The sequence below is a fragment of the Bordetella ansorpii genome (genome assembly GCF_900078705.1).
Taxonomy (GTDB): domain Bacteria; phylum Pseudomonadota; class Gammaproteobacteria; order Burkholderiales; family Burkholderiaceae_B; genus Bordetella; species Bordetella ansorpii_A.
Window position 1 is genome coordinate 632,317 of the sequence record NZ_FKIF01000001.1, and the last position, 21,551, is coordinate 653,867.

A 21,551-nucleotide genomic window follows, 5' to 3' on the forward strand; every position below is an offset into this window, starting at 1 on the left:
ATTGTCCGACACGCCATCCGCGTCCTGTAGGGCGCAGGCCCTGATCGACTTTCCCAGGCTGGCCGACTACCTGCCGGCCATTCTCGATGCCATCGCCACGCACGACATGACCGTGACGCAAGTCAACGGCGGCTACCAGGTACGGTCCGTCTTCGGGCAGGCCATGCTGGAAATCTTGCCCGGCCAGTTGCATATCGCCATCGTCACGGCACACCGGCATGCCCTGAACCGCATGAAGCACGCGCTGGCGGGCCCCATCGGATTCATCGCGGCGCGCGAACGCCTGGACATCGCCTGGACCGGTGACCAGGCCGGGCTGGTGCCGCTGGACGATTTCCGCGTGGTGCGCGTGGCGCGGGTCCATTCATTGACGCCAGGCATGAGACGGATCGAATTCCAGGGCGAGAACCTGGCGCACCTGGACCGCGCGGACCAGATGCATTGCCGGCTGATCTTCGGCCCCCGGGACGAGGCCAATCCCCTCTGGCCGATGCTGGACGACCGGGGCCACGTGGTGTGGCCCGGCCGGAAGATGCCGACGCGCGTCTACACCATCCGGGCCATCGATGCGCAACGCGGCGTACTGACCATCGACTTCGCGTTGCACGCCGCCGCCGGCCCCGCCACGCGCTGGGCGCTGGCCGCCGGGCCCGGCGATCAGGTGGGCGTGGTTGGCCCCGCGGCGGGCGGCCCCAGGCCGGCGTCCTGGTATGTCTTCGTAGGGGATGAAACCGGCCTGCCCGGGATCGCGCGCATTCTCGAATCGCTGCCGGACGATGCGCGCGGCCATGCCTTCATCGAAGTGCGCGACGGCGCGGAGGAACTGCCGCTGGCCCGGCCGCCCGGCATTGGGTTGAACTGGCTGCATCGCCAGGGCGCGCCAGCCGGCACGACTTCGCTGCTGCCGGATGCCGTGCGCGGCCTGGCGTGGCCCGCGGATCGGCAAGAGGTATTCGTGTGGGGCGGCTGCGAGCACCGTGCCTTCCGGGACATCCATCGCCATCTGAAGCAGGAGGTCGGTCTTTCGCCCAGGCAGCAGGTGCTGTATTCGCACTGGCATCGCGCACTGAGCGAAGAGCAGATCATCGAGATCGGCGGTGACGCGTATCTGCCGGAATGAGGCAGGCGCCCGTCGATGGACCACGCCTGTGGCCGCGCCGTGGCTATCCGTGCTTCGGCCCGCGTGACGGCAAACGCGCCAGCCGGTTCAAACGCGCGCCCGCCGCGCCGCGCACGTCAATCCGCCAGCGCCAGCCGCACGGCCTCGTTGGCGGCCGCCATGCCCATCGCCGCGGTCACCATCACCACCGATCCATACCCCGCGCACGACAGGCCCTGCGGCGCGGCGGCGGCCAACCCTTGCGCGCCCATGTCGTCATCCATCTCGGCCGCCTGCGCCCAGGCCTGCGGAAGCATCGCCGCCTGATCGAACCACAAGGCCCGCACGCCCATGCGCGGCACGCGCTTGAGCGCCCTGCCCTGCGCATCCGACGCGCGCGGGAAGCCATGTTCGCGGCGCAGCTTGTTGCGCAGCTTGGACAGCAGGGCGTCGTTGGCCGCATCGGATAGATCGCCCGCGCGCAGCGACAGCGGGTCGGTCTTGCCGCCGGCTCCGCCACACAGCAGCAGCGGCACGCCGCGTTCGCGCGCGTGCAGGATCATCGCGATCTTGGCGGCGGCCTGGTCCGTGCAGTCGACGATGGCGGCATAGCGTCCGGCCAGCAACTGGCCGACATTGTCGGGATCGACGAATTCATCCACGCAGGTGACGACGCAGCCCGGATTGATGTCGCGGATGCGCGCGGCCATGGCCTCGATCTTGGACTGGCCCAGCGTGGGCGTCAGGGCGTGGATCTGGCGGTTGACGTTGGACTCGGCGATGTGGTCCAGGTCGATCAGCGTCAGCGCGCCGACGCCGCAGCGCGCCAGCGCCTCGGCCGTCCAGGAGCCCACGCCGCCCAGCCCGACGACGGCCACGTGCGCGCCATACAGGCGCGCGGGCGCGCCTGGCCCGTAAAGACGGGCCAGGCCGCCGAAACGGCGTTCGGCATCGATGTCGCGGGAAGGCGTGAGGTCGGGCGGGGTGATCGTCATGATGGGCGGTATTTTCCCACTTCCTCGGCGGCGGCGCTTCGGCCATTCCCGCCGCGCGGCATCCGCCCGCTTAGCGCGGCGGCATCTCAGGCACCGTCGCCGCGTCGCTGCCGCCCAGCGCCTGATACAGCGACACCTGGTTCACCAGCCGGTTCAACCCGTTCTCGGCCACCGCGATCTCGGCATTGCGGCGCTGTTCCTGCGCATCCAGCCAGAACCGCAGCGACACCGCGCCCGAGCGGTAGCGCACTTCGTACAGGCGCTCGGCGCGGCGCGCCGACTCCAGCGACAGGGCCAGCAGCCGCGCACGCTCGGCCAACTGCGTGCGCGCCGACAGGGCGTTCTCCACGTCTGCCATGGCCTGGTACAGCGCCTGGCGGAAGGTGATCGCGCGCTCTTCGAAATCGGTGCGCGAGATGTCGATGTTCAACTGCATCGAATTCAACTGCAGGAACGGGAAGCTGAGTCCCGCGCCCAGCGTGGCCACGGGATTGCGCAGCAGGTTGCCCAGCGCGGCGCTGGCCGAACCCAGGGCGCCGGTCAGCGTGATGGGCGGGTAATAGCTGTAGCGCGTGGCGTCGACATTGGCCAGGGCGCCGCGCAGCCGCAGTTCGGCCGCCCGCAGGTCGGGACGGCGGCCCAGCAGGTCGGCGGGCAGGCCGGCGCGCACGGGCGGCGGCTCGATCTGGGGCAAGGACTGCGGGTCGGTCATGATGCGGCCCGGCGGGCCGTCGAACAGGATTGCCAGCGCATTGCGGTATTCCACGCGCTGCTGCAGCAGGTCGGTATGCGCGGCCTGCTGGTTGGACAGGTTCTGTTCGGCCTCGGCCACTTCCAGCGCCGAGGCGCCGCCGGCCGCGTACTGCGCGCGCACCAGATCCAGCGTGCGTTGCGCGTAGGCGATGCTTTCGGTGCTGGTGGCCAGGCGCTGGTTGATGAAGCCGATCTGCCAGTACAGCTGCGCGGTGGTGCCGGTCAGGCTCAGCGCGGTGCTCAGGCGGTCCTGCTCGGTGGCTTCGGCCTCCCATTGCGCGGCATCGCGGGCGCGCGACAGGCGCCCCCACAGATCCAGCTCGTAGCTGACGGTCAGCTGCGCCTGGTTGCTGCGCGTGATCAGCCGGTCGCCATACAGGTTGCGCGAGCGGTTCACGTCGACATTGCCGCCGAACAGCGGGAACATGTCGGCGCGCGCCAGCCCGGCCGTCAGCTGCGCGCGGCGCACCCGCACGCCGGCCGCGGCCAGGTCGTTGTTGCGCGCCAGGGCCTGCTCGATCAGCAGGTTCAGCTCGGCGTCGTCGAAGGCCTGCCACCACGGGCCGGACAACGCGGCGGCGTCGGCCGGCTGGCCCTGGTTCCATTGCATGGGCACCTGCACGGCGGGCCGCTCGTAGCGGCTGTCCAGCAGGCCGCAGCCGCCCAGCAGCAGCGACGCCGCCAAAGCCACGCCGGCGGGCCGCAACCCGCGTGTCCGGCCTTTCGGACAAATCTTCGGCAACGACGCGCGCGAAAACGGTAAGGGCATCTTCATTCCCGGGCCAAGGATTCAATGGGGTCCAGGCGCGCCGCGTTGCGCGCCGGCAGATAGCCGAAGGCCACCCCGATCAATGTGGAACACACGAACGCCGCCACCATGGAGTTGACCGAATACACCATCTGGAACGAGCCGCCCGTGGCCTGCGACACCAGCACGCCCAGCCCCAGCGACAGACCGATGCCGGCCAGGCCGCCGATCAGGCAGACCAGCACCGCCTCGATCAGGAACTGCTGCATGATGTCCGCGCGCCGCGCGCCCACGGCCATGCGCACGCCGATCTCGCGCGTGCGCTCGGTGACCGACACCAGCATGATGTTCATCACGCCGATGCCGCCCACCACCAGCGAGATCAGCGCGATCATCGACACCAGCAGCGTCATGGTGGCCGTGGTGCGCTCGATGGTCTGGCGCACCGAATCGGTGTTGAAGACGAAGAAGTCCTTGGTGCCATGGCGCTGCGTCAGCAGCTTGACGATGGCCGTCTCCGCCGTCTTGGTCGGCGTGTCGTCGGACACCCGCACCGTGATGCTGCGCAGATGCTGCTGGCCCAGCACGCGGCTCAGCGCGGTGGTGTAGGGGATGTACACATTCAGGGTGTCGGCGGCGCCGAACAGCGCCTCTTGCTTCCGCGTGACGCCCACCACGCGGCTGGGCACGCTGCCCAGCAGGATGACCTGGCCGATGGGATCGACGTTGGCCCCGAACAGCCGGTTGCGCGTGTTCTCGTCGATCACCACGTCCTGGCTGCGGCGCGTCACGGCGGTGGCGTCGAAGAACTGGCCCTGCGCCAGCTTCAGCCCGCGCACGCGGAAGAACTGTTCGCCCACGCCCTGCACGGTGCCGTTCACCGACACGTTGCGATAGCGCAGCGACACGCTGGTCGAGACCTGCGGCGTGACGCTGTCGGCGAAATGCTGGCGCGCCAGCGCATCCGCGTCGGCCGGCACCAGTGTGCGGATGCGGGCGGCCTTCTCGTCGCCGAAGTTCTCGCCCGGATACACGTCCACCGTATTGGTGCCCATCTGGCTGATGTCGTTCAGGATCTTCTGCCGGGAGCCCTCGCCCAGCGCGACCACGGACACCACGGCCGCGATGCCGATCACGATGCCCAGCATGGTCAGCGCGGTGCGCAGGCGATGCGCGTTCATGGCCACCAGCGCCATGCGCAGCGCTTCGCCGGTGCGTTCGACAGCGCCCTGCCAGCGGGGCCGGGCGCGCGCCTGCGGCGGTTCCTCGGCGGCAGGCGGCGTCACGGCCGGCCGGTCGCCGTTGACCCGGTCGGCCACGATGTCGCCATCGCGGATCTCGATGATGCGGCGCGCATGCCGCGCCACTTCCAGGTCGTGGGTGACGATGATGACGGTGTGGCCAGCGGCGTTCAGCTCTTCCAGGATGCGCAGCACCTCTTGCCCGGTATGCGTGTCCAGCGCGCCGGTGGGCTCGTCGGCCAGGATCACCTGCCCGCCGTTCATCAGGGCGCGCGCGATGCTGACGCGCTGCTGCTGCCCGCCCGACAGCTGGCTGGGGCGGTGGTCCACGCGTTCGCCCAGGCCCAGGCGTTCGAGCAACGCCTGGGCGCGCTCGCGGCGTGGCCCGCTGGCGCGGCAGGCGTAGACCGCGGGCATCTCGACGTTGCCGCGCGCCGTCAGGTCGCCCATCAGGTGATAGCGCTGGAAGATGAAGCCGAAGTGCTCGCGGCGCAGCTCGGCCAGTTCATCCGGCGACAGTTCGCCCGTGGGACGCCCGCCGATGCGGTACGTGCCGCGCGTGGGCCGGTCCAGGCAGCCCAGGATGTTCATCAGCGTGGACTTGCCCGAACCGGACGACCCCACGATGGCCACCATCTCGCCCGCGGCGATCTCCAGGTTTACATCCTTGAGCACCGCGATGGTCTGCTCGCCGGATACGAACTCGCGCCGTACCCCTTCCAGCCTGATCAACGCCTCGGCCACGTCAGCTCCCCGGGGCGGCGGGCGCCGGCGCCGCCCCGGCCCCCTCGCCCGTGACGACCTTGTCGCCTTCCTTCAGGCCTTCGAGTATCTGCGCGTCGACGTTGTTGTTCAGGCCGACCCTGACCTGCCGCTCGACGGCCCGGCCGTCCGCGTCCAGCACGCGCACCGTGCGGGTGCCGTCGGGATGGGTCTTGCCCAGCGCGGCGGACGGCGCCACCAGCGCGCCCTTGGCCTCGCCCAGCACGATGAAGACCTGCGCCGTCATCGAGATGCGCAGCTTGCCGTCGGGGTTGGGCACGTCGAACAGGCCGTTGTAGTACACCGCCGACGAGGTGCTGGACGACGAAGACGAACTGCTCATCAGGGCGCTGGAGTCGTCCTTCTGGATGGAATCCGGCGCCGGCTCGATGGCCCGCAGCGTGCCGTAGTGGCGCGTGTCCGGTTCGCCCAGGATGATGAAGTAGGCCTTCTGGCCCGCCTTCACCCGCGTGACGTCGGCCTCGGAAATCTGCGCCTTCACCGTCATGGTTTCCACCTGCGCCACCTTGATGACGGTGGGCGCCGACTGGAACGAGTTGATGGTCTGCCCTTCCTTGGTCACCACGGCGACCACGGTGCCGTCGATCGGCGAGACGATGCGCGTGTAGCCCAGGTTGACCTTGGCGGTATCGACCTCGACCTCGGCCTGCACGATCTGCGCCTGCAGCGAGGCGATCTCGGCGCGGGTCACATTAAGGGTGGCCTCGGCGGTTTCATAGTCCTCGCGCGAGCTGGCGTCGGCGGCCAGCATCTCGCGCTGGCGGCGGAACGACAGTTCGGCCTGCCGCAGGCTGGCCTGCTTGGCGCGCAGATCCGCGCGGCGGGCATTGATCGTGGCCTGGGCGGTGCGCAGGTCGTTCTGCTGGGTCAGGTCGTCGATCTCGGCCACCAACTGGCCGCGCTTGACCTGATCGCCCAACTGCACCTTCAGTGATTTCAACTGGCCGGTGGCCTGCGCGCCCACGCTGACCTGCCGCACGGCCTCCAGCGTACCGCTGGCCAGCACGCTGTCTTCCAGGTCGGCGCGGCGCACCTCGGCCGTCGTGTAGGCGGGCAAGGGGGGTTTTGAGAAGAACGCCCATTTGACGGCAACGGCCGCCAGCAGCAGCCCCACGGCAATCCATAGATAGCGCTTGGTCTTGGGTTTCATGGAAGGAGAGAAAAAAGCAACAACGTTGCATTCTACGTGGCCCTCGTTAAGGACGTTCGAGCACGCCGGCCCTCGGCCTCGTTGCGTGGACGCGACAATGCTTGTCGGTGAAATCGTTGACGCCACAAACGACGGTTGCAGCGATCTGCGCCGATTTCGCGCCAAATCCGCCGATAGCAGGCCGCGATCATGCCGCTAAGTTTTCAGTCCCTCGTCATGATGCCTGCGGCGGCGCAACATCGACTTAGCCAGACGATAGGCACAGAATGGGCACAGAAGACTACGCCGTGCCCGACGCTCCCCGCCCACTTCCCTCCCGTACCGCTTCCGGCCCCGAATATTCGGGGACGGTCGGCCTGTGCCTGCTGTCCATGCTGAACCATGTGGCGCTGACGGGGGGACGCATCACCGTCTCGCTGACCGCGCTGAAGCTGGGCCTGTCCACCCTGCAGGTGGGCATGCTGGTGGCGGTCTTTGCCGTCCTGCCCATGCTGGCCTCGGTGCATACCGGCCGATGGGTGGACAAGATCGGCGTCATGCGGCCGCTGGCCCTCGGCACCGCCCTGACCTGTATCGGCACGTTCCTGCCGTTCATCTGGCAGAGCCAGCCCGCGCTGCTGGCGGCGGCCTGCTGCATCGGCATCGGTTTCATGCTGCACCAGGTCGCCACCCAGGACATCCTGGGCCACGCCGGCCAGCAGCGGCGCCTGCGGAATTTCTCGGTCCTGTCGCTGGCGCTGGCCGCGTCGGGCTTCAGCGGGCCGCTGATCGCCGGCCTGTCCATCGACCACTTGGGATCACGGCTGGCCTTCGGCATCCTGGCGCTCTGCCCGCTGCTGTCGGTCGGCGGTCTGTACCTGATGCGCCGGCCGTTGCGGGCCTTCAGCGCCGCGCTGGTGGCCAGCCACCGCGTCCCGGACACGCGCCCCAGGCTGGGCGAGATCCTGGCGGTGCCGGCGCTGCGGCGGGTCATGCTGGTGAATACCATCCTGTCCGGGGCCTGGGACACGCACCTGTTCGTGGTGCCCATCTACGGCATCCGGATCGGGCTGTCCGCTACCACCATCGGCCTGATTCTCGCCGCGTTCTCGGCGGCAACGTTCATCATCCGCCTCTTTCTCCCCATCATCCAGCGGCGCGTGCGCGGCTGGACGATGGTGCGGGCCGCCATCGTCACGACCGCCCTGGATTTCATGATTTATCCGCTGTTCGAAGACGTTAACGTGTTGATCGGCCTGTCTTTCGTGCTGGGGCTGGCGCTGGGCGCCTGCCAGCCCAGCGTGCTGGCCCTGGTGCATCAATTCAGTCCGCCCGGACGCGCGGCCGAAGCCATGGGCCTGCGCCTGGCGCTGATCAACTGTTCCCAGGTGTCGCTGCCGTTGACCTTCGGCGCGCTCGGTGCCTTAATCGGGGTGGCGCCGCTTTTCTGGGCCTATGCCGCCGCGCTGGCGCTCGGGGGCTGGTTCAACCGCCACCCTCCGCAAGAATCCGCAGACCCCTCGCCGTGAAACCCGCCTCCCCTCCCGCCTCGGACATCAGCAACCCCGCCGCCCTGCCCTTCCGGCTGTGGACGGCCGACGAGAAACAGGCCTCGATGCAGGCCGCCCTGAAAGACTGGCAGCCCGGCCAGGACGTCTGGATCTATGGATACGGCTCGCTGATCTGGCGTCCCGAATTCGACTACCTGGAACGCCGCCTGGCCACTTTGCGCGGCCATCACCGGGCGCTGTGCCTGTGGTCGCGGGTCAACCGTGGCACGCCGGAATGCCCGGGCCTGGTGTTCGGCCTGGACCGGGGCGGCTCGTGCCGTGGCGTGGTGTACCGCGTGGACGGCAACCAAGTGCCCAAATTCTTTCCCGCCCTCTGGAACCGCGAAATGTCCACCGGCGCCTACCTGCCGCGCTGGCTGAACTGCAACACCCCGGAAGGCGACGTGAAAGCGCTGGTATTTGTCATGAACCGCGCCAATCCCGCCTACGTCAGCGCGTTGCCCGAGGAAGAACTGGTCGCCGTGGTGCGGCGCGCCTCGGGCCGCTACGGTCCCTGCACCGACTACATCATGGAAACCGTGCACGCGCTGCGCGGCTCGGGCATCCGCGACGCGCGCCTGGAAATGGTCGCGGCCCGCCTGAAAACCGCCATGCAGGAGGATGCGGCGGCCAGCGCGGCGGCAAAGTAACTCCGCCCCCAGGGACATCCCCCGGCGCGCCGGGGCCCAAGCGGTACACTGGAACATTCCCGTCCACCCGGTGTTTACCCCATGTCCGTCTCCGATCTGCGCCAGAGTTACGACAAAGGCGTGCTGCTGGAAGACGAGGCCGCCGCCTCGCCGTTCGATCAATTCAGCCTCTGGTTCGACCAGGCGCTGGCCGCCCGCGTACCCGAGCCCAACGCCATGACGCTGGCCACGGTCGACGCCGATGGCCAGCCCTCGGCGCGCATCGTGCTCATCAAGGGCTACGACGAACGCGGCTTCGTGTTCTTCACGAACTACGAATCGCGCAAGGGCCGCGAGATCGCCGCCAATCCGCGCGCCGCGCTGCTGTTCTTCTGGCAGCCGCTGGAGCGCCAGGTGCGCATCGAGGGCCGCATGGAATTCACCTCGGCCGAGGAGTCCGACGCCTACTACGCCAGCCGTCCGGTAGGGTCGCGCCTGGGCGCCTGGGCGTCAGAGCAAAGCCGTCCCGTCACGCGCGAGGTGCTGGAAGCGCGCGAGCGCGACTACCGCGAACGCTACGGCGACCAGCCGCCGCGTCCGCCGCACTGGGGCGGTTACCGCCTGGTGCCGACCGCCTTCGAGTTCTGGCAGGGCCGTCCGTCGCGCCTGCATGACCGCCTGCGCTACCGGCCCGATGGCAAGTCCGGCTGGCAGATCGACCGACTCGCCCCCTGAGCCCGCCACGCCGCAGCCCGCCGCACCGATGTCTTCCGTTCCTTCTCCAAGTTTCGACGCGCCCTACTTCCGCCATGCCCTGGGCCGTTTCGCCACCGGCGTCACCGTGGTCAGCATGGCGATGCCCGACGGCACGCCTATCGGCGTGACGGTCAGCTCGTTCAACTCGGTCTCGCTCGATCCGCCCCTGGTGCTGTGGAGCCTGGCGCAGAAGTCATCGTCGCTGGAGCTGTTTCGCGCATGCGAGCGCTATGTGGTCAATGTGCTGTCGGCGGGGCAGATCGCGCTGGCGAGGCGCTTCGCCACCGGCATCACCACCGAGCGCTTCAAGGGCCTGCCCATGACGCACGCCCCGGACGGCACGCCCATGCTGACCGGTTGCGCCGCCTGGTTCGAATGCGGCAACCGCGCGCAATATGCGGAGGGCGACCACCTGATCATGGTCGGCCGCGTGCTGCATTGCGGCCATACCGACGCCGCGCCGCTGGTGTTCCATGCCGGCGGCTTCGACCTGACCCCGGCCGCGCAGCGCCAGGACTGACAGGACAATACGAACATGGACATCGACTGCATCGTCATCGGCGCCGGCGTCGTCGGCCTGGCCGTGGCCCGCGGGCTCGCCCTGCAGGGCCGTGAAGTGCTGGTGGCCGAAGCCTCCGAAGGCATCGGCACCGGCACCAGCTCGCGCAATTCCGAAGTCATCCACGCCGGCATCTATTACGCCGCCAACAGCCTGAAGGCGCGCCTGTGCGTGCGCGGCAAGCACCTGCTGTACGAATACTGCGATGCGCGTGGCGTGCCGTACCGGCGCCTGGGCAAGCTGATCGTGGCCACGTCCGACGAAGAGGCCGGCCAGTTGGAAGGCATCGCGGCGCGCGCGCGGGCCAACGGCGTGGACGACATGCGCCAGATCGACGGCGCCGAGGCCGGCCGGCTCGAGCCCGCGCTGCGCTGCACGGCTGCGCTGGTGTCGCCTTCCACCGGCATCGTCGACAGCCATGCGCTGATGCTGGCCTACCAGGGCGATGCCGAGAACGCGGGCGCGCAATGCGTGTTCCACACCCCCATGCAGTCGGCCCGCGTGCTGCCCGGCGGCGGCTTCGAGGCGCGCTTCGGCGGCGCCGAAGCCATGACGCTGACCTGCAATGTGCTGATCAACGCGGCCGGCCTGCAGGCGCCCACGCTGGCGCGCCGCATCGAAGGCCTGCCGGTGGACACCGTCCCGCGCGAGTACCTGTGCAAGGGCAGCTATTTCACGCTGGCGGGCCGCGCGCCGTTCTCGCGCCTGATCTACCCCGCGCCCGCGCCCAACCATGCCGGCCTGGGCGTGCACCTGACGCTGGACATGGGCGGCCAGGCCAAGTTCGGTCCCGACACCGAATGGATCGAGACCGAGGACTACACGCTGGATCCCCGGCGCGCCGAGGTGTTCTACGATGCGGTGCGCCGCTACTGGCCTGCCCTGCCCGACGGCGCGCTGGCCCCCGGGTACACGGGCATCCGGCCCAAGATCTCGGGCCCGCGCGACCCCGCCGCGGATTTCGCCATCGCCGGCCCCGCCGCCCACGGCGTGCCCGGCCTGGTCAATCTGTACGGCATCGAATCCCCCGGACTGACGGCCAGCCTGGCCATCGCCGAAGAAACCCTGCAACGACTCAACCCCTGACCTCGCCCTTCTCGCCATGCAGCACAACGACTACATCCTGACCCTGTCCTGCCCCGACCGCACCGGCATCGTCTATCGCGTCAGCGGCCTGCTGTTCGAACTGGGCTGCAACATCCTGGATTCGCAGCAGTACGGCGACGAAGAGACGGGCCGCTTCTTCCTGCGCGTGCACTTCGACCTGCCGCAGGCCATCACGCAGGAATCGCTGCGCGAGCGCTTCGCCGCGATGGCCGAGGGCCATTCGATGGACTGGCAGATCCATGACGCCCGCTACAAGCCGCGCCTGCTCATCATGGTCAGCAAGCAGGGCCACTGCCTGAACGACCTGCTGTTCCGCGTGCAAAGCGGCCAGCTGCATGCCGAGATCGCGGCCATCGTCTCGAACCACAACGACTACGCCGCTTTGGCCGCCTCCTACGGCATCCCGTTCCATCACCTGCCGGTCACGGCGGACACCAAGGCGCGGCAAGAGCAGCAGGTGCTGGACCTGGTGGCCAGCGAACGCATCGACCTGGTCGTGCTGGCGCGCTACATGCAGATCCTGTCGGCCGACCTGTGCCGCGCGCTGGAAGGCCGCGCCATCAACATCCACCACAGCTTCCTGCCCAGCTTCAAGGGCGCTCGCCCCTATCACCAGGCGCACGCGCGCGGCGTGAAGATCATCGGCGCCACGGCGCACTACGTCACGTCCGACCTGGACGAAGGCCCGATCATCGAGCAGGACATCGAGCGCGTCGACCACGGCATGACGGCGCAGCAGCTCACCCAGGTGGGCAGCGACGTCGAATCGCTGGTGCTGTCGCGCGCCGTGCGCAGCCATGTCGAGCACCGCATCTTGCTCAACCGCAACAAGACTGTCGTGTTCCGCTGACCCCCCGGCCGCGAGGCGCCCGCCGGCATTGCCGATGGCCCCGTACTGCGGAACGCAGCGGGGGACCGGTCACGCCTTCGGCGCCTTGCGCGAAGACCGCTGCTTCGCCGGTCCGTTCGCGCGGCTCAGGTTGTACGCGGTGTTCACCAGCCCGATGTGCGAGAAACCCTGCGGGAAGTTGCCCACCAGCCGGCGCCGCGCCACGTCGTATTCCTCGGCCAGCAGGCCCAGGTCGTTGCGCATGCCCAGCAGGCGCTGGAACAGCTTCTCGGCGTCGGCCAGCCGGCCTTGCAGCACGTAGGCGTCGGCCAGCCAGAAGCTGCACGCCAGGAACACGCCTTCGTCGCCGGGCAGCCCATCATCGGTATGGCCGTTGGAATAGCGCAGCAGCAGGCCGTCACGCAGCAATTCCTGTTCGACCGCGCGGATCGTGCCCTGCACGCGCGGATCGTCGGGCGGCAGGAATCCCACCAGCGGAATCAGCAGCAGGCTGGCGTCCAGCCCCGTGCCGCCGTAGTACTGCACGAACGTATTGCGCTGGGCATCGTAGCCATGGGCGCAGATGTCGTCGCGGATCTCGTCGCGCACGCGGGTCCAGCGCGCCACCGGGCCTTCCAGGCCGAACTGCTCGCATGACTTGATGGCGCGGTCGAAGGCCACCCAGCACATCAGGCGCGAATGCGTGAAGGCGCGCTTGGGGCCGCGCACTTCCCAGATGCCGTGGTCCAGGCTTTTCCACAGTTCTTCCAGCGGCTGGATCAGCACGTTCTGCAACCGCCAGGCTTCGGCCAGCGGCGCCAGGTCCGCGGCCCGCGCCGCATGCAAGGTCTCGATCAGCTCGCCATATACGTCCAGCTGCAACTGGTCCGCAGCGGCATTGCCCACGCGCACCGGCAGGCTGCCCTCGTAGCCGGGCAGCCATTGCACATCGTGCTCCGGCAGCCAGCGCTCGCCGGCAATGCCATACATGATCTGCATCTGCTTGGGATGGCCCGCCACGGCGCGCAGCAGCCACTGCCGCCACGCCTCGGCCTCTTCGCGATAGCCGGCGTTCAGCAGCGCGTAGAGGGTCAGCGAGGAGTCGCGCAGCCAGCAATAGCGGTAGTCCCAGTTGCGGCTGCCGCCCAGTTCCTCGGGCAGTCCCATCGTCGGCGCGGCGATGATGCCGCCGGTGGGCTGGAAGGTCAGCAGTTTCAGCGTGATCAGCGACCGTACCACCGCCTCGCGGCGCTCGTCCGGGCCTTCCCAATGGCAGCGGCGCGCCCATTGCTGCCACCACGACACCGTGCGGTCCTTGCTCTCCAGCCGGTCGGGCACGAAATGCGGCGTCTGGTGCGAACGGTGGTACGACAGCGTGAACGGCACCGACTGCCCTTCCCGCACCGTGAAATGCGCCATGCTGCGCATGTCCTCGCCCTTCAGGTCCACCGAGGCATGCAGCTCGACCGCGTCGGGACCGGAGATGGCGCTCAGGCCGTAGTCGCGCCGGCGCACCCACGGCACCGCCTGGCCGTAGTTGAAGCGCAGCACCAGTTCCATGTCCATGTCGACCTTGCCTGCCACGCCGCACACGATGCGCACCACGTCCACGCGCGATTCGTCGTCGCTGATGGGCATGAAGTCGCAGACCGTGACCGTGCCGGTGGCGTTTTCGTAGCGGGTTTCCAGCACGGCCGTGTCCGGGAGGTAGCGGCGCGTGATGCGGCATTGATCGCATCCGGCGGGCGCCAGCCGCCAATGGCCGTGGCGCTCGTCGCCCAGCAGCGCGGCGAAGCAGGCGGGCGAATCGAAATGCGGCAGGCACAACCAGTCGATGGAACCGTCGCGCGACACCAGCGCGGCGGACAGCATGTTGCCGATCAGGCCATAGTCTTCCAGGGGTTTGGACATGGAAGCGGGCACTCCTTCTGGCTGCAAGCGTTAGTCAGGGACTCGGAAATGGCGACGCCGCGCCATCAACCCGCGCCACGGAACTCCGGATACAGCGTCATGCCGCCATCGACGAACAGCGTCGCGCCCGTCACGTAATCCGAGGCATCGGAAGCCAGCCACACCGCCGCGCGTCCGATGTCCTCGGGCTCGCCGATGCGGTCGTACGGGATCAGTTTCAACAGCTCCGCCATGGCCTGGCTGGTGCCCCAGGCCGCATGGTTGATGGGCGTGCGGATCGCGCCCGGGGCGATGCTGTTCACGCGTATCTTGCGCGGCGCCAGTTCCTGCGCCAGCGAGCGCATCAGCAGCGACACGCCGCCTTTCGAAGCCGCATAGTTCGCCTGGAAGGCCCACGGGATCACCTCGTGCACCGAACTGATGAACAGGATCTTGCCCGCCGACGCGCCCTTGGGCGGCGGCTCGGGCCAGCGCGCCAGATAGGCGCGCGCGGCGGCGCGCGCGCACAGGAACTGGCCGGTCAGGTTGACGTCGATGACGGCCTGCCACTGCGCCAGCGTCATGTCCTGGATGGGCGCGGGCTGCTCGATGCCCGCGTTGTTCACCAGGATGTCCAGCTCGCCCAGTTGGCTCCGCACCTCGGCGAACATCTGCCCGACCTCGTCCTCGCGGCTGACGTCTCCCAGCACGGGCACGGCCTGGCCGCCCGCCCCGACGATCTCGGCCACGACTTCATCGGCGCGTTGCCGGCCGTCTTTCGCATCGCGATAATTGACGGCCACCCGCGCCCCCGCGCCCGCCAGTGAAATGGCCACCGCACGGCCGATGCCGGACGTGGCGCCGGTGACCAGGGCCACGCGGCCCGCAAGTTCCTGCGTCTGGGACATGCTGCCTCCTTGGCATGACGCCCATGCACTGACATGCCGCTGAACCTTCAGGCAGCCGCCGTTTCATGAGCCACTCATGGATAAGACCACGATGGCAAGAGAAGTTTCCCATCGGTTGTTTGCCGTGTGATTCGATAGTTTTCCGAGCGCGCCCTATCCTGCCGCAATGCACCATCGGCGCGTACACTGGCCGGTATCCAGGATCTCAGCGGAACTCTTCCCCCGATGCGGCACCGCAATCCCCTCCGCTTTTCCTGCACATGCCGATGAAGCGCGGCTTCGCCAGCCTGTTCTTCAAGGCCGCGCGCAACATGACGCGGCTGCAGAACAAGATGGTGCGCGCAGGCACGCGTACGCTGGCGGCCCAGGCCAAGGCCGGCGCCAAGCGGGCCAAGGACGCGCCGCGCAAGGCGCCGGCCACGCCAGGCCCCGCATCCTGGGCGTCCGGCCTGGGCACATGGCAACCCTCGCTGCAGTACGCCGCGCCCGGGGGACGCCGGCTGGCCTACGCGCGCTATCAGCCTGCCGGCCGGGTCCAGGGGCGGCCCTTGCTGGTGATGCTGCACGGCTGCCGCCAGACCGCCGCCGACTTCGCGCGCGGCACGCGCATGAACCTGCAGGCCGACCACGCGGGCTTCGCGGTGCTGTACCCCCAGCAGGCCCAGTCCAGGCAATCGCAGCGCTGCTGGCGCTGGTTCGAACCCGAGCGCGGCGGACGCGAGGACGCCGATGCCATCGCCGCGCTGATACGCGCAGAGATCGCGAGCCACGGCCTGGACGCGCGCCGCGTGTACCTCGCCGGGCTGTCGGCTGGCGCGGGCATGGCCGCGCTGATCGCGTTGCGCCATCCCGGCCTGATCGCCGCCGTGGCCCTGCATTCCGGCGTGGTGGTGGGCAGCGCGCGCAACGCGGTGGACGGCCTGAGCGTGATGCGGCGCGGCACCTTGCGCAACCCCGACGCCATCTTCGGCAGCGTCGCGCATCCCGACTTGCTCCGGCTGGGCATGCCCGCGCTGATCCTGCATGGCCAGCGCGACAACGCGGTCTCCGTGCGCAACGCGCAGCAACTGGCCGAGCAGTTCCGCCACCTGAATGGCCTGCCGCCCGGCGACACCGTTGCACGCGTGCTGGCCGGGGGCACGAAGCGCGAGTACCGCCGCGTGGATACGCTGCGCGGCCGCACGCCGGTGGTGCGGCTGTGCGAGATTCCCCGGTTGACGCATGCCTGGAGCGGCGGCGACGGCGCCGTCGAATACCACGCGGATACGGGACCGGATGCCTCGGTGCTGCTGTGGCAGTTCTTCAGGCGGCACGCGCGGCACTGAGACGACACAAACGTCGTCCGGCCCTCCCGCCGCATCGTCAGACTGCGACCCATCGCCTTCATCCCATCCTCATAAGTCCTTGGCACACTACGCCCGCACCCATTTCGAGGAGCCCCTGATCATGAAACAAGCCCTGACGATGATGCCCTGGGGATTGCTGACGGGATTGGCCGCCGCGGCCCTGCTGGCCCTGGCCGCCAGCACCGGCACGCTGGTCGGCGCCTGGAGCGAGGCCCGCGTCGACACCCGCATCGAAAACTATGCCGTGCCAGCCGCCGAGCCCGCGGCCATCGTGGCGGCCGCCCGGCAGGCGGCCGGACTGGACCCCGCCGAGCCCTCGCTGGGCGACGGCTCGCGCCGCACCCGCCCCATGCTGGCGTCGGCGTATCCGCTGCCGGTCCTCTGGTACGGCGCTCAATCCCCCAGCGCCAGCCCTTCCCTGCGCGGGTCCGCGCCGCCGGACAGCCCCGACGGTCCGATCACGATTCCCTGCAACCCGCTGGGGAATTCCTCTTCCCTGACCTCGTGCCCCAATTTCCGCAGCGCGGGCGCCAGCTTCACCAGCGACGTGCCGCGCTCCAGCTCGGTCGCGCGGTTGCGGCTGCCCATGTTGGGCAGCGCGATGGCTTCCTGAATATCCAGGTTCCAGTCCAGCACGCCCACCAGCGTCTTGGCCACGTAGTTGATGATGGCGCTGCCGCCCGGCGAGCCCACCGCGAGATAGGGCTTGCCGGCGCGGAACACGATCATCGGCGCCATGGCGCTGCGCGGCCGCTTGCCCGGTTCGACGCGGTTGGCCACCAGCCGGCCCTCGGCATCGCGGTACGACGAAGAGAAATCCGTCATCTCGTTGTTCAGCAGGAAACCATGCACCAGGATCTTGCTGCCGAAGGCGGACTCGATGGTCGAGGTCATCGACACCACGTTGCCCTGGGCGTCCACCGCTGAAATGTGCGTGGTCGACGGCACCTCGAAGGCATCGTCGCGCGCGCGGGCCTGCAGCAAGCCCGCGGGATCGCCCGGCAGCGCGGTGCCCATGCTGCGGTCCGGGCGAATCAGCGCGCCGCGCGCCTCCAGGTAGCGCGGATCCAGCAGCGCCGCCACCGGCACGTCGACAAAGTCGGGGTCGCCCACGTAGAAATCCCGGTCGGCATAGGCCAGCCGGCCCGCCTCCGAGAAATAATGCACCGCCTGCGCGGTATCCGGCTTCATGCGGCCCATGGGATGCTGCTGCAGCGCGCCCAGCATCTGCAGCACGGCCAGCGGCCCGCTGCTGGGCGGCGGCGGACCGCACAGCAGATAGGCGCGATAACGCCCGCACACCGGCATGCGTACCTGCGCGCGATAGCCTGCCAGGTCCGCCTCGGTCAGGTCGCCCGGCCTGGCGTGGCCTTGCACCGCCGCCACGATGTCGCGCGCGATGTCGCCGCGATAGAACGCGTCGGGGCCTTCGTCGGCCACCCGGCGCAGCACCCGCGCCAGGTCGGGATTCTTCAGCACATGGCCCACGGGCCATGCCCGCCCGTCGGGCGCGTAGAAATAGCGCGCCGCCGCGGGCTGCCGGGCCAGCTCCGGCGTGTCCGCCAGCAACGCATGCAGGCGCGGCGACACGGCAAAACCCTGCGACGCCACCTGGATGGCAGGCTCGAACAGGGTCTTCCACGACAGTCTGCCGTGCTGCCGGTGGGCCAGCTCCAGGCCGCGCAACAGGCCCGGCGTGCCCACCGAACGGCCATTGTTCACGGCCTCCTGGAATGGAATCGGCTTGCCGTCCACAAGGAAGCGGTCCGCGCGCGCGGCCGCCGGCGCCGTCTCGCGGCTGTCGTACACCTGCACCGCGCCGCCCTCGGCTTCGTAATGCACCAGGAAGGCGCCGCCGCCCAGCCCGGACGACTGCGGCTCGACCACCGCCAGCACCAGTTGCGTGGCGATCACGGCATCGGTGGCGCTGCCGCCCTGCTTCAGGATGCCGTAGCCGGCCTGCGTCGCCACGGGATTGGCGGACGCCAGCATGAAATGGCGCGCATGCGCCAGCGGCTTGTCGGCACGGCCGGTGGCGGCTTCGGGATTGATGTCCTGCGTGACGGGCTGGGACTGTACGGGCGCCAGCCACATGCTGGCCAGCAGCATGGCCAGGCGGGCGAGATTGCGCATGGGGGTCGCCTTATGGGGATCTCGATCACCCGGTAGCATAAACGTTGCCGATCAGGCAGCCTGATGTTCGGGAAGCACAAGACCACGGGCCAGTGGGCGCTCCACTACGATTTCCACTGCTCCGCGGGCTTTACGGTGCTGTTCAGATGGCCTGGGATATGCTGCCGCCAAAGCGGAACAGCGAGACAGGCATGGCGGCAACCGATACGGCGCTCGAATGGTGGGACAGGTTTTGCACGCAGGCCGGGCTGGAACTGCGGCAGGGCAGGAACAAGCCCGGCCGCGATACCGACTTCGAGGAAGCGTTGCTGGCGGCGCTGCGGGCCACGCAGCCCGTCGCCCCGCCCAAGATCCAGGCGAGGCTGCGCGACGTACTGCGCGCGGACGCCCGCGCCGGTGCGCCGGCGATCGCGGCGGTCCACTTTCTGGAAACGGCCCGGACCGTCCTGCGGGACTTCGCCGACCTGCTGGAAGACCTGCTCGACGTGCTGGCGCGCGCGCAGGCGCAGCGCGGCGCGCAACCGCTGCGCCTGGCCTGGCGGCTTGCCGCCGATGGCTCGGCCATCGAAAGGACACTGCCCGAGCTTCGGCAACAGGCGGATACCGTCCGGCAGTTGCTGGACACGCCCATCGCCCCCGCCGATCCGCGCGCGCGGGACCTCTGGCTGGCCGACACCGGCGCCCGCCTGCTGCGCGTCCTGGCGGCACCGCTCTGGCGGGACCGGCATGCGCTGTATCCCGTCTGGGTGGGCACCCGCTTGCTATGCGCCGCGCACGCCCATGCCGACAGCTTCCATTTCCATACGCGGGGCGGCGCCCTCGCGTTCATGGACGGCTGCCGTCTGGCCACCTACGAATACGGTGGCGAGCAATTCGACGTCTGGGCCGAACCGCGCTGCGCCCTTGCCGGCGGCGGCAGACGCAAACGCGGCATCCAACCGGATTTCCGCGTCGTGCGCGCCACGCCGGACGGCCGTCGCAATGCCGCCACGCGCTTCGCGCTGGAGTGCCGGCATCGACTGATCCGGAGTACCGCGCAGGTGATGCAAGCCGCCGAGGACTACGCGCGGGGCTGTCCCCATGCCGATACGCTGCTGGTGGACGACAGCCCGTGGGACCCGGCCGCCCGGACCGCCCTGGCGGCGGCGGCCGGCGCGGCGCGTCTGCGCCTGCTCGGGCACGCCACGGCCGGCCGCGAACGGCAACATCCCGCCCTGCACGACAGCATCCGCGACCTGCTGTTCCAGGGGGCGCCCGCCAGGGCCGCCAGGCAGGAAGCCGCCCAGGCCGCCGCACCGCCGGCGCAGCGCCGCGCCGCCGCGCCACTGTCCGACGCCCTGCGCCCGGACCTCGCCGCCACCGTCCTGCTGGAATGGACGGGCGCCCTGCAGGATGTCGACCTGCGCCTGGTCCTGATCAACGACGACAAGCATCCGCAGACCGTGGCGTACGACCGCACCGGCAGCCTGGCCGAAGCCCCCTATGCGCAACTGGTGCAGGACGTCGTGACCGGACCGGGCCAGGAAGTGATCGAGATTTCCCGCTGGGGCAATGCCAGCTATCTGATCAGCGTGCGCAATTTCTCGCAGACGGGCGCCCTGGCGCTGGACACGGTCGCCTGCCGGGTACGGATCCAGGGCGGCGCCACCTGGGTGCTCAAGCCCGGCCATCCGCGCGACTACGAATGGACCGTGGGGACGATCACCGTGGTGGGCGACGAGATCCACATGGTGCCGTACGCGGGTGAGACGGTACTGAGTGCCTGAGGCCCCGCGGGCCGTCAGACCGCCTCTTCCAGGCGGTTGCCGCCCAACGATTTGGCGCGGTACAGCGCCTGGTCGGCCGCGGACAGGCCTTCGGGCAGCGTGGGCAGGTTTTCCTGGTAGACCGACATGCCGATGCTGACGGTCGTGGCGATGGCCAGGCCTTCGATACGCTGCGCGATCGTCTCGGGCAAGCACCGGGCGATCTTCTCGCCCAGTTGCCGGGCGCGGCGGGCATCGTCGCCCACCAGCAACGCGGCGAACTCTTCCCCGCCGATACGCGCCAGCACGGCCTGCGGCCCGAGCACATCGCGGGCCACTTCGGCAAAGGTCTTCAACACCCGGTCGCCGGTCGAATGGCCATGGGCGTCGTTGATGGCCTTGAACTGGTCCAGGTCGAAGGCCAGCAGCGCGGCCGGCCCGCGTCCGGCACAGGCGTGCAGCCGGCGCGGACCCTCTTCGAAGAACCAGCGGCGATTGCCCAGCCGGGTCAGGTAATCGGTCAGGGACTCCCGCAGCAGTTGCCCGTGCGTCTCGTCGCGGATCACCTTCAGGAGCGCCATGGGCAGCGCCACCGAATACAGCACGCCCTCGTAGATCGTGATCTTGCTGGCGATGGCCTGAATGGCCAGCCCGCCGTGCGCCACGAACCAGGGCAGGATCGTGGCCCGGCCCGCGTACAGCAGCGTGTGGATGGCCGCCACGGCCACGACGATGTGCCGGGCCGGAAAGGCTTTCATTGCCTGGCAACGCCACATCGCCCAGGCCGTCATGCCGCTGATCAGCGCGATCGGGACCGAACTGTAGTAGCTCCAGCCGGCCGCCTCGCCGGCGGCTCCGACCAGTGCCCACATGGCCGCCGTACCGATGAGAACGATCCCGGAAAACGCGCGATAGCGCCTGCCGCTGAACGAGCCCACGCCGGCGAGCACCAGCAGGTAGCCGGACAGGATGATGAGGTTGCCGAGGGCCGACCCCAGCGGGCTGGGCAGGCTGCCCCGGTACAGCGCGGCGACGCAGCCCACTGCCAGTATTCCGAACCCCAGCGCCAGCCGCTTGAGCGTCGTGGCGCGCTTGGGATTGGCCCTTTGCTCCCAGAAAAGCAGGCCCGCGCTGACGGCCAGCGTTCCGGTGGCGAGGAGGTAAAGGGTGAGCAGATCCACGTGCATCCCGGACGTGTTGGTGTTGCGGCGGGACTTCGCATCCGAAGCCGATTCTACGTTGAAAGCTTGCCTACAAAATGAAGCCGATTATTACAGCGATTTCGCGTCCCGCCCACGCCCGGAGGGGAAATCTGCCGGACATTTGAACCGGACCCAGGGTGTCAATTCGG

General features: G+C 69.2%; 17 protein-coding genes. 9 read left to right on the forward strand and 8 right to left on the reverse strand.

Annotation, left to right across the window (positions count from 1 at the left end):
• Position 1 precedes the first annotated feature (1 nt).
• The gene (locus tag A6745_RS02535; protein ID WP_066123108.1) at positions 2 to 1,120 is read left to right on the forward strand and encodes a siderophore-interacting protein; all 1,119 of its coding nucleotides are present in this window, start codon (positions 2 to 4) and stop codon (positions 1,118 to 1,120) included.
• Positions 1,121 to 1,236: 116 nt separating this feature from the next.
• On the opposite strand, the gene A6745_RS02540 is transcribed toward A6745_RS02535, so the two are convergent.
• The 4 genes from A6745_RS02540 to A6745_RS02555 form a co-directional block, all read right to left on the reverse strand.
• Positions 1,237 to 2,094 carry a tRNA threonylcarbamoyladenosine dehydratase gene (locus A6745_RS02540; RefSeq protein ID WP_066123112.1) on the reverse strand — a complete coding sequence of 286 codons (858 nt, stop codon included), beginning with the start codon at positions 2,092 to 2,094 and terminating at the stop codon, positions 1,237 to 1,239.
• A gap of 70 nt (positions 2,095 to 2,164) precedes the next feature.
• Positions 2,165 to 3,553 carry an efflux transporter outer membrane subunit gene (locus A6745_RS02545; RefSeq protein ID WP_066123114.1) on the reverse strand — a complete coding sequence of 463 codons (1,389 nt, stop codon included), beginning with the start codon at positions 3,551 to 3,553 and terminating at the stop codon, positions 2,165 to 2,167.
• A 65-nt stretch (positions 3,554 to 3,618) separates the two neighbouring features.
• Positions 3,619 to 5,580, reverse strand: coding sequence for a MacB family efflux pump subunit (locus A6745_RS02550; RefSeq protein WP_066123115.1), 1,962 nt, complete (start codon positions 5,578 to 5,580; stop codon positions 3,619 to 3,621).
• Between the two features lies 1 nt (position 5,581).
• Positions 5,582 to 6,769: an efflux RND transporter periplasmic adaptor subunit gene (locus A6745_RS02555; protein WP_066123117.1), complete on the reverse strand. Its 1,188-nt coding sequence runs from the start codon at positions 6,767 to 6,769 to the stop codon at positions 5,582 to 5,584.
• A gap of 266 nt (positions 6,770 to 7,035) precedes the next feature.
• Here A6745_RS02555 and A6745_RS02560 point away from each other — a divergent pair, with 266 nt between their 5' ends.
• From A6745_RS02560 to purU, 6 genes are all read left to right on the forward strand, one after another.
• The gene (locus A6745_RS02560) at positions 7,036 to 8,277 is read left to right on the forward strand and encodes an MFS transporter (RefSeq protein ID WP_231885889.1); all 1,242 of its coding nucleotides are present in this window, start codon (positions 7,036 to 7,038) and stop codon (positions 8,275 to 8,277) included.
• Positions 8,274 to 8,948, forward strand: coding sequence for a gamma-glutamylcyclotransferase (locus tag A6745_RS02565; protein ID WP_066123121.1), 675 nt, complete (start codon positions 8,274 to 8,276; stop codon positions 8,946 to 8,948). Before A6745_RS02560 ends, A6745_RS02565 begins: the two co-directional genes overlap by 4 nt.
• 81 nt (positions 8,949 to 9,029) lie before the next feature.
• Positions 9,030 to 9,662 carry a pyridoxamine 5'-phosphate oxidase gene (gene pdxH / locus A6745_RS02570; protein ID WP_066123122.1) on the forward strand — a complete coding sequence of 211 codons (633 nt, stop codon included), beginning with the start codon at positions 9,030 to 9,032 and terminating at the stop codon, positions 9,660 to 9,662.
• Positions 9,663 to 9,690: 28 nt separating this feature from the next.
• Positions 9,691 to 10,203: a flavin reductase family protein gene (locus A6745_RS02575; RefSeq protein WP_066123124.1), complete on the forward strand. Its 513-nt coding sequence runs from the start codon at positions 9,691 to 9,693 to the stop codon at positions 10,201 to 10,203.
• A gap of 15 nt (positions 10,204 to 10,218) precedes the next feature.
• Positions 10,219 to 11,328 carry an NAD(P)/FAD-dependent oxidoreductase gene (locus tag A6745_RS02580; RefSeq protein ID WP_066123126.1) on the forward strand — a complete coding sequence of 370 codons (1,110 nt, stop codon included), beginning with the start codon at positions 10,219 to 10,221 and terminating at the stop codon, positions 11,326 to 11,328.
• Positions 11,329 to 11,344: 16 nt separating this feature from the next.
• Positions 11,345 to 12,199, forward strand: a complete 855-nt coding sequence (purU, locus tag A6745_RS02585; protein WP_066123128.1) for a formyltetrahydrofolate deformylase — start codon at positions 11,345 to 11,347, stop codon at positions 12,197 to 12,199.
• 69 nt (positions 12,200 to 12,268) lie between these two features.
• On the opposite strand, the gene A6745_RS02590 is transcribed toward purU, so the two are convergent.
• Together A6745_RS02590 and A6745_RS02595 are read right to left on the reverse strand one after the other, a co-directional pair.
• Complete coding sequence (locus A6745_RS02590; protein WP_066123129.1) at positions 12,269 to 14,089, reverse strand: glycoside hydrolase family 15 protein; 1,821 nt, start codon at positions 14,087 to 14,089, stop codon at positions 12,269 to 12,271.
• Positions 14,090 to 14,154: 65 nt separating this feature from the next.
• A complete protein-coding gene (locus A6745_RS02595; protein WP_066123132.1) occupies positions 14,155 to 14,976 on the reverse strand; it encodes a glucose 1-dehydrogenase in 822 nt (273 codons plus the stop codon).
• A gap of 260 nt (positions 14,977 to 15,236) precedes the next feature.
• Between A6745_RS02595 and A6745_RS02600 the strand changes: the two genes are divergently transcribed.
• A complete protein-coding gene (locus tag A6745_RS02600) occupies positions 15,237 to 16,301 on the forward strand; it encodes an extracellular catalytic domain type 1 short-chain-length polyhydroxyalkanoate depolymerase (protein WP_231885890.1) in 1,065 nt (354 codons plus the stop codon).
• Between the two features lie 414 nt (positions 16,302 to 16,715).
• On the opposite strand, the gene ggt is transcribed toward A6745_RS02600, so the two are convergent.
• Positions 16,716 to 18,455 (reverse strand): gamma-glutamyltransferase, encoded by a 1,740-nt coding sequence (gene ggt, locus A6745_RS02605; protein ID WP_066123135.1) that lies wholly within the window; start codon positions 18,453 to 18,455, stop codon positions 16,716 to 16,718.
• Between the two features lie 191 nt (positions 18,456 to 18,646).
• On the opposite strand from ggt, the gene A6745_RS02610 reads away from it, so the two are divergent.
• A complete protein-coding gene (locus A6745_RS02610; protein WP_066123137.1) occupies positions 18,647 to 20,221 on the forward strand; it encodes a hypothetical protein in 1,575 nt (524 codons plus the stop codon).
• Between the two features lie 14 nt (positions 20,222 to 20,235).
• On the opposite strand, the gene A6745_RS02615 is transcribed toward A6745_RS02610, so the two are convergent.
• Entirely contained in the window at positions 20,236 to 21,387 is a 1,152-nt protein-coding gene (locus A6745_RS02615) for a GGDEF domain-containing protein (protein WP_066123139.1), read from the reverse strand.
• Between the last annotated feature and the right edge of the window lie 164 nt (positions 21,388 to 21,551).

Coding starts and splice junctions, on each gene's coding strand:
- A6745_RS02560 (WP_231885889.1), top strand. CDS start 7,036: ATGGGCACAGAAGACTACGCCGTGCCCGACGCTCCCCGCCCACTTCCC.
- A6745_RS02590 (WP_066123129.1), bottom strand. CDS start 14,089: ATGTCCAAACCCCTGGAAGACTATGGCCTGATCGGCAACATGCTGTCC.
- A6745_RS02555 (WP_066123117.1), bottom strand. CDS start 6,769: ATGAAACCCAAGACCAAGCGCTATCTATGGATTGCCGTGGGGCTGCTG.
- A6745_RS02580 (WP_066123126.1), top strand. CDS start 10,219: ATGGACATCGACTGCATCGTCATCGGCGCCGGCGTCGTCGGCCTGGCC.
- purU (WP_066123128.1), top strand. CDS start 11,345: ATGCAGCACAACGACTACATCCTGACCCTGTCCTGCCCCGACCGCACC.
- A6745_RS02540 (WP_066123112.1), bottom strand. CDS start 2,094: ATGACGATCACCCCGCCCGACCTCACGCCTTCCCGCGACATCGATGCC.
- A6745_RS02595 (WP_066123132.1), bottom strand. CDS start 14,976: ATGTCCCAGACGCAGGAACTTGCGGGCCGCGTGGCCCTGGTCACCGGC.
- A6745_RS02600 (WP_231885890.1), top strand. CDS start 15,237: ATGCCGATGAAGCGCGGCTTCGCCAGCCTGTTCTTCAAGGCCGCGCGC.
- A6745_RS02575 (WP_066123124.1), top strand. CDS start 9,691: ATGTCTTCCGTTCCTTCTCCAAGTTTCGACGCGCCCTACTTCCGCCAT.
- ggt (WP_066123135.1), bottom strand. CDS start 18,455: ATGCGCAATCTCGCCCGCCTGGCCATGCTGCTGGCCAGCATGTGGCTG.
- A6745_RS02610 (WP_066123137.1), top strand. CDS start 18,647: ATGGCGGCAACCGATACGGCGCTCGAATGGTGGGACAGGTTTTGCACG.
- pdxH (WP_066123122.1), top strand. CDS start 9,030: ATGTCCGTCTCCGATCTGCGCCAGAGTTACGACAAAGGCGTGCTGCTG.
- A6745_RS02615 (WP_066123139.1), bottom strand. CDS start 21,387: ATGCACGTGGATCTGCTCACCCTTTACCTCCTCGCCACCGGAACGCTG.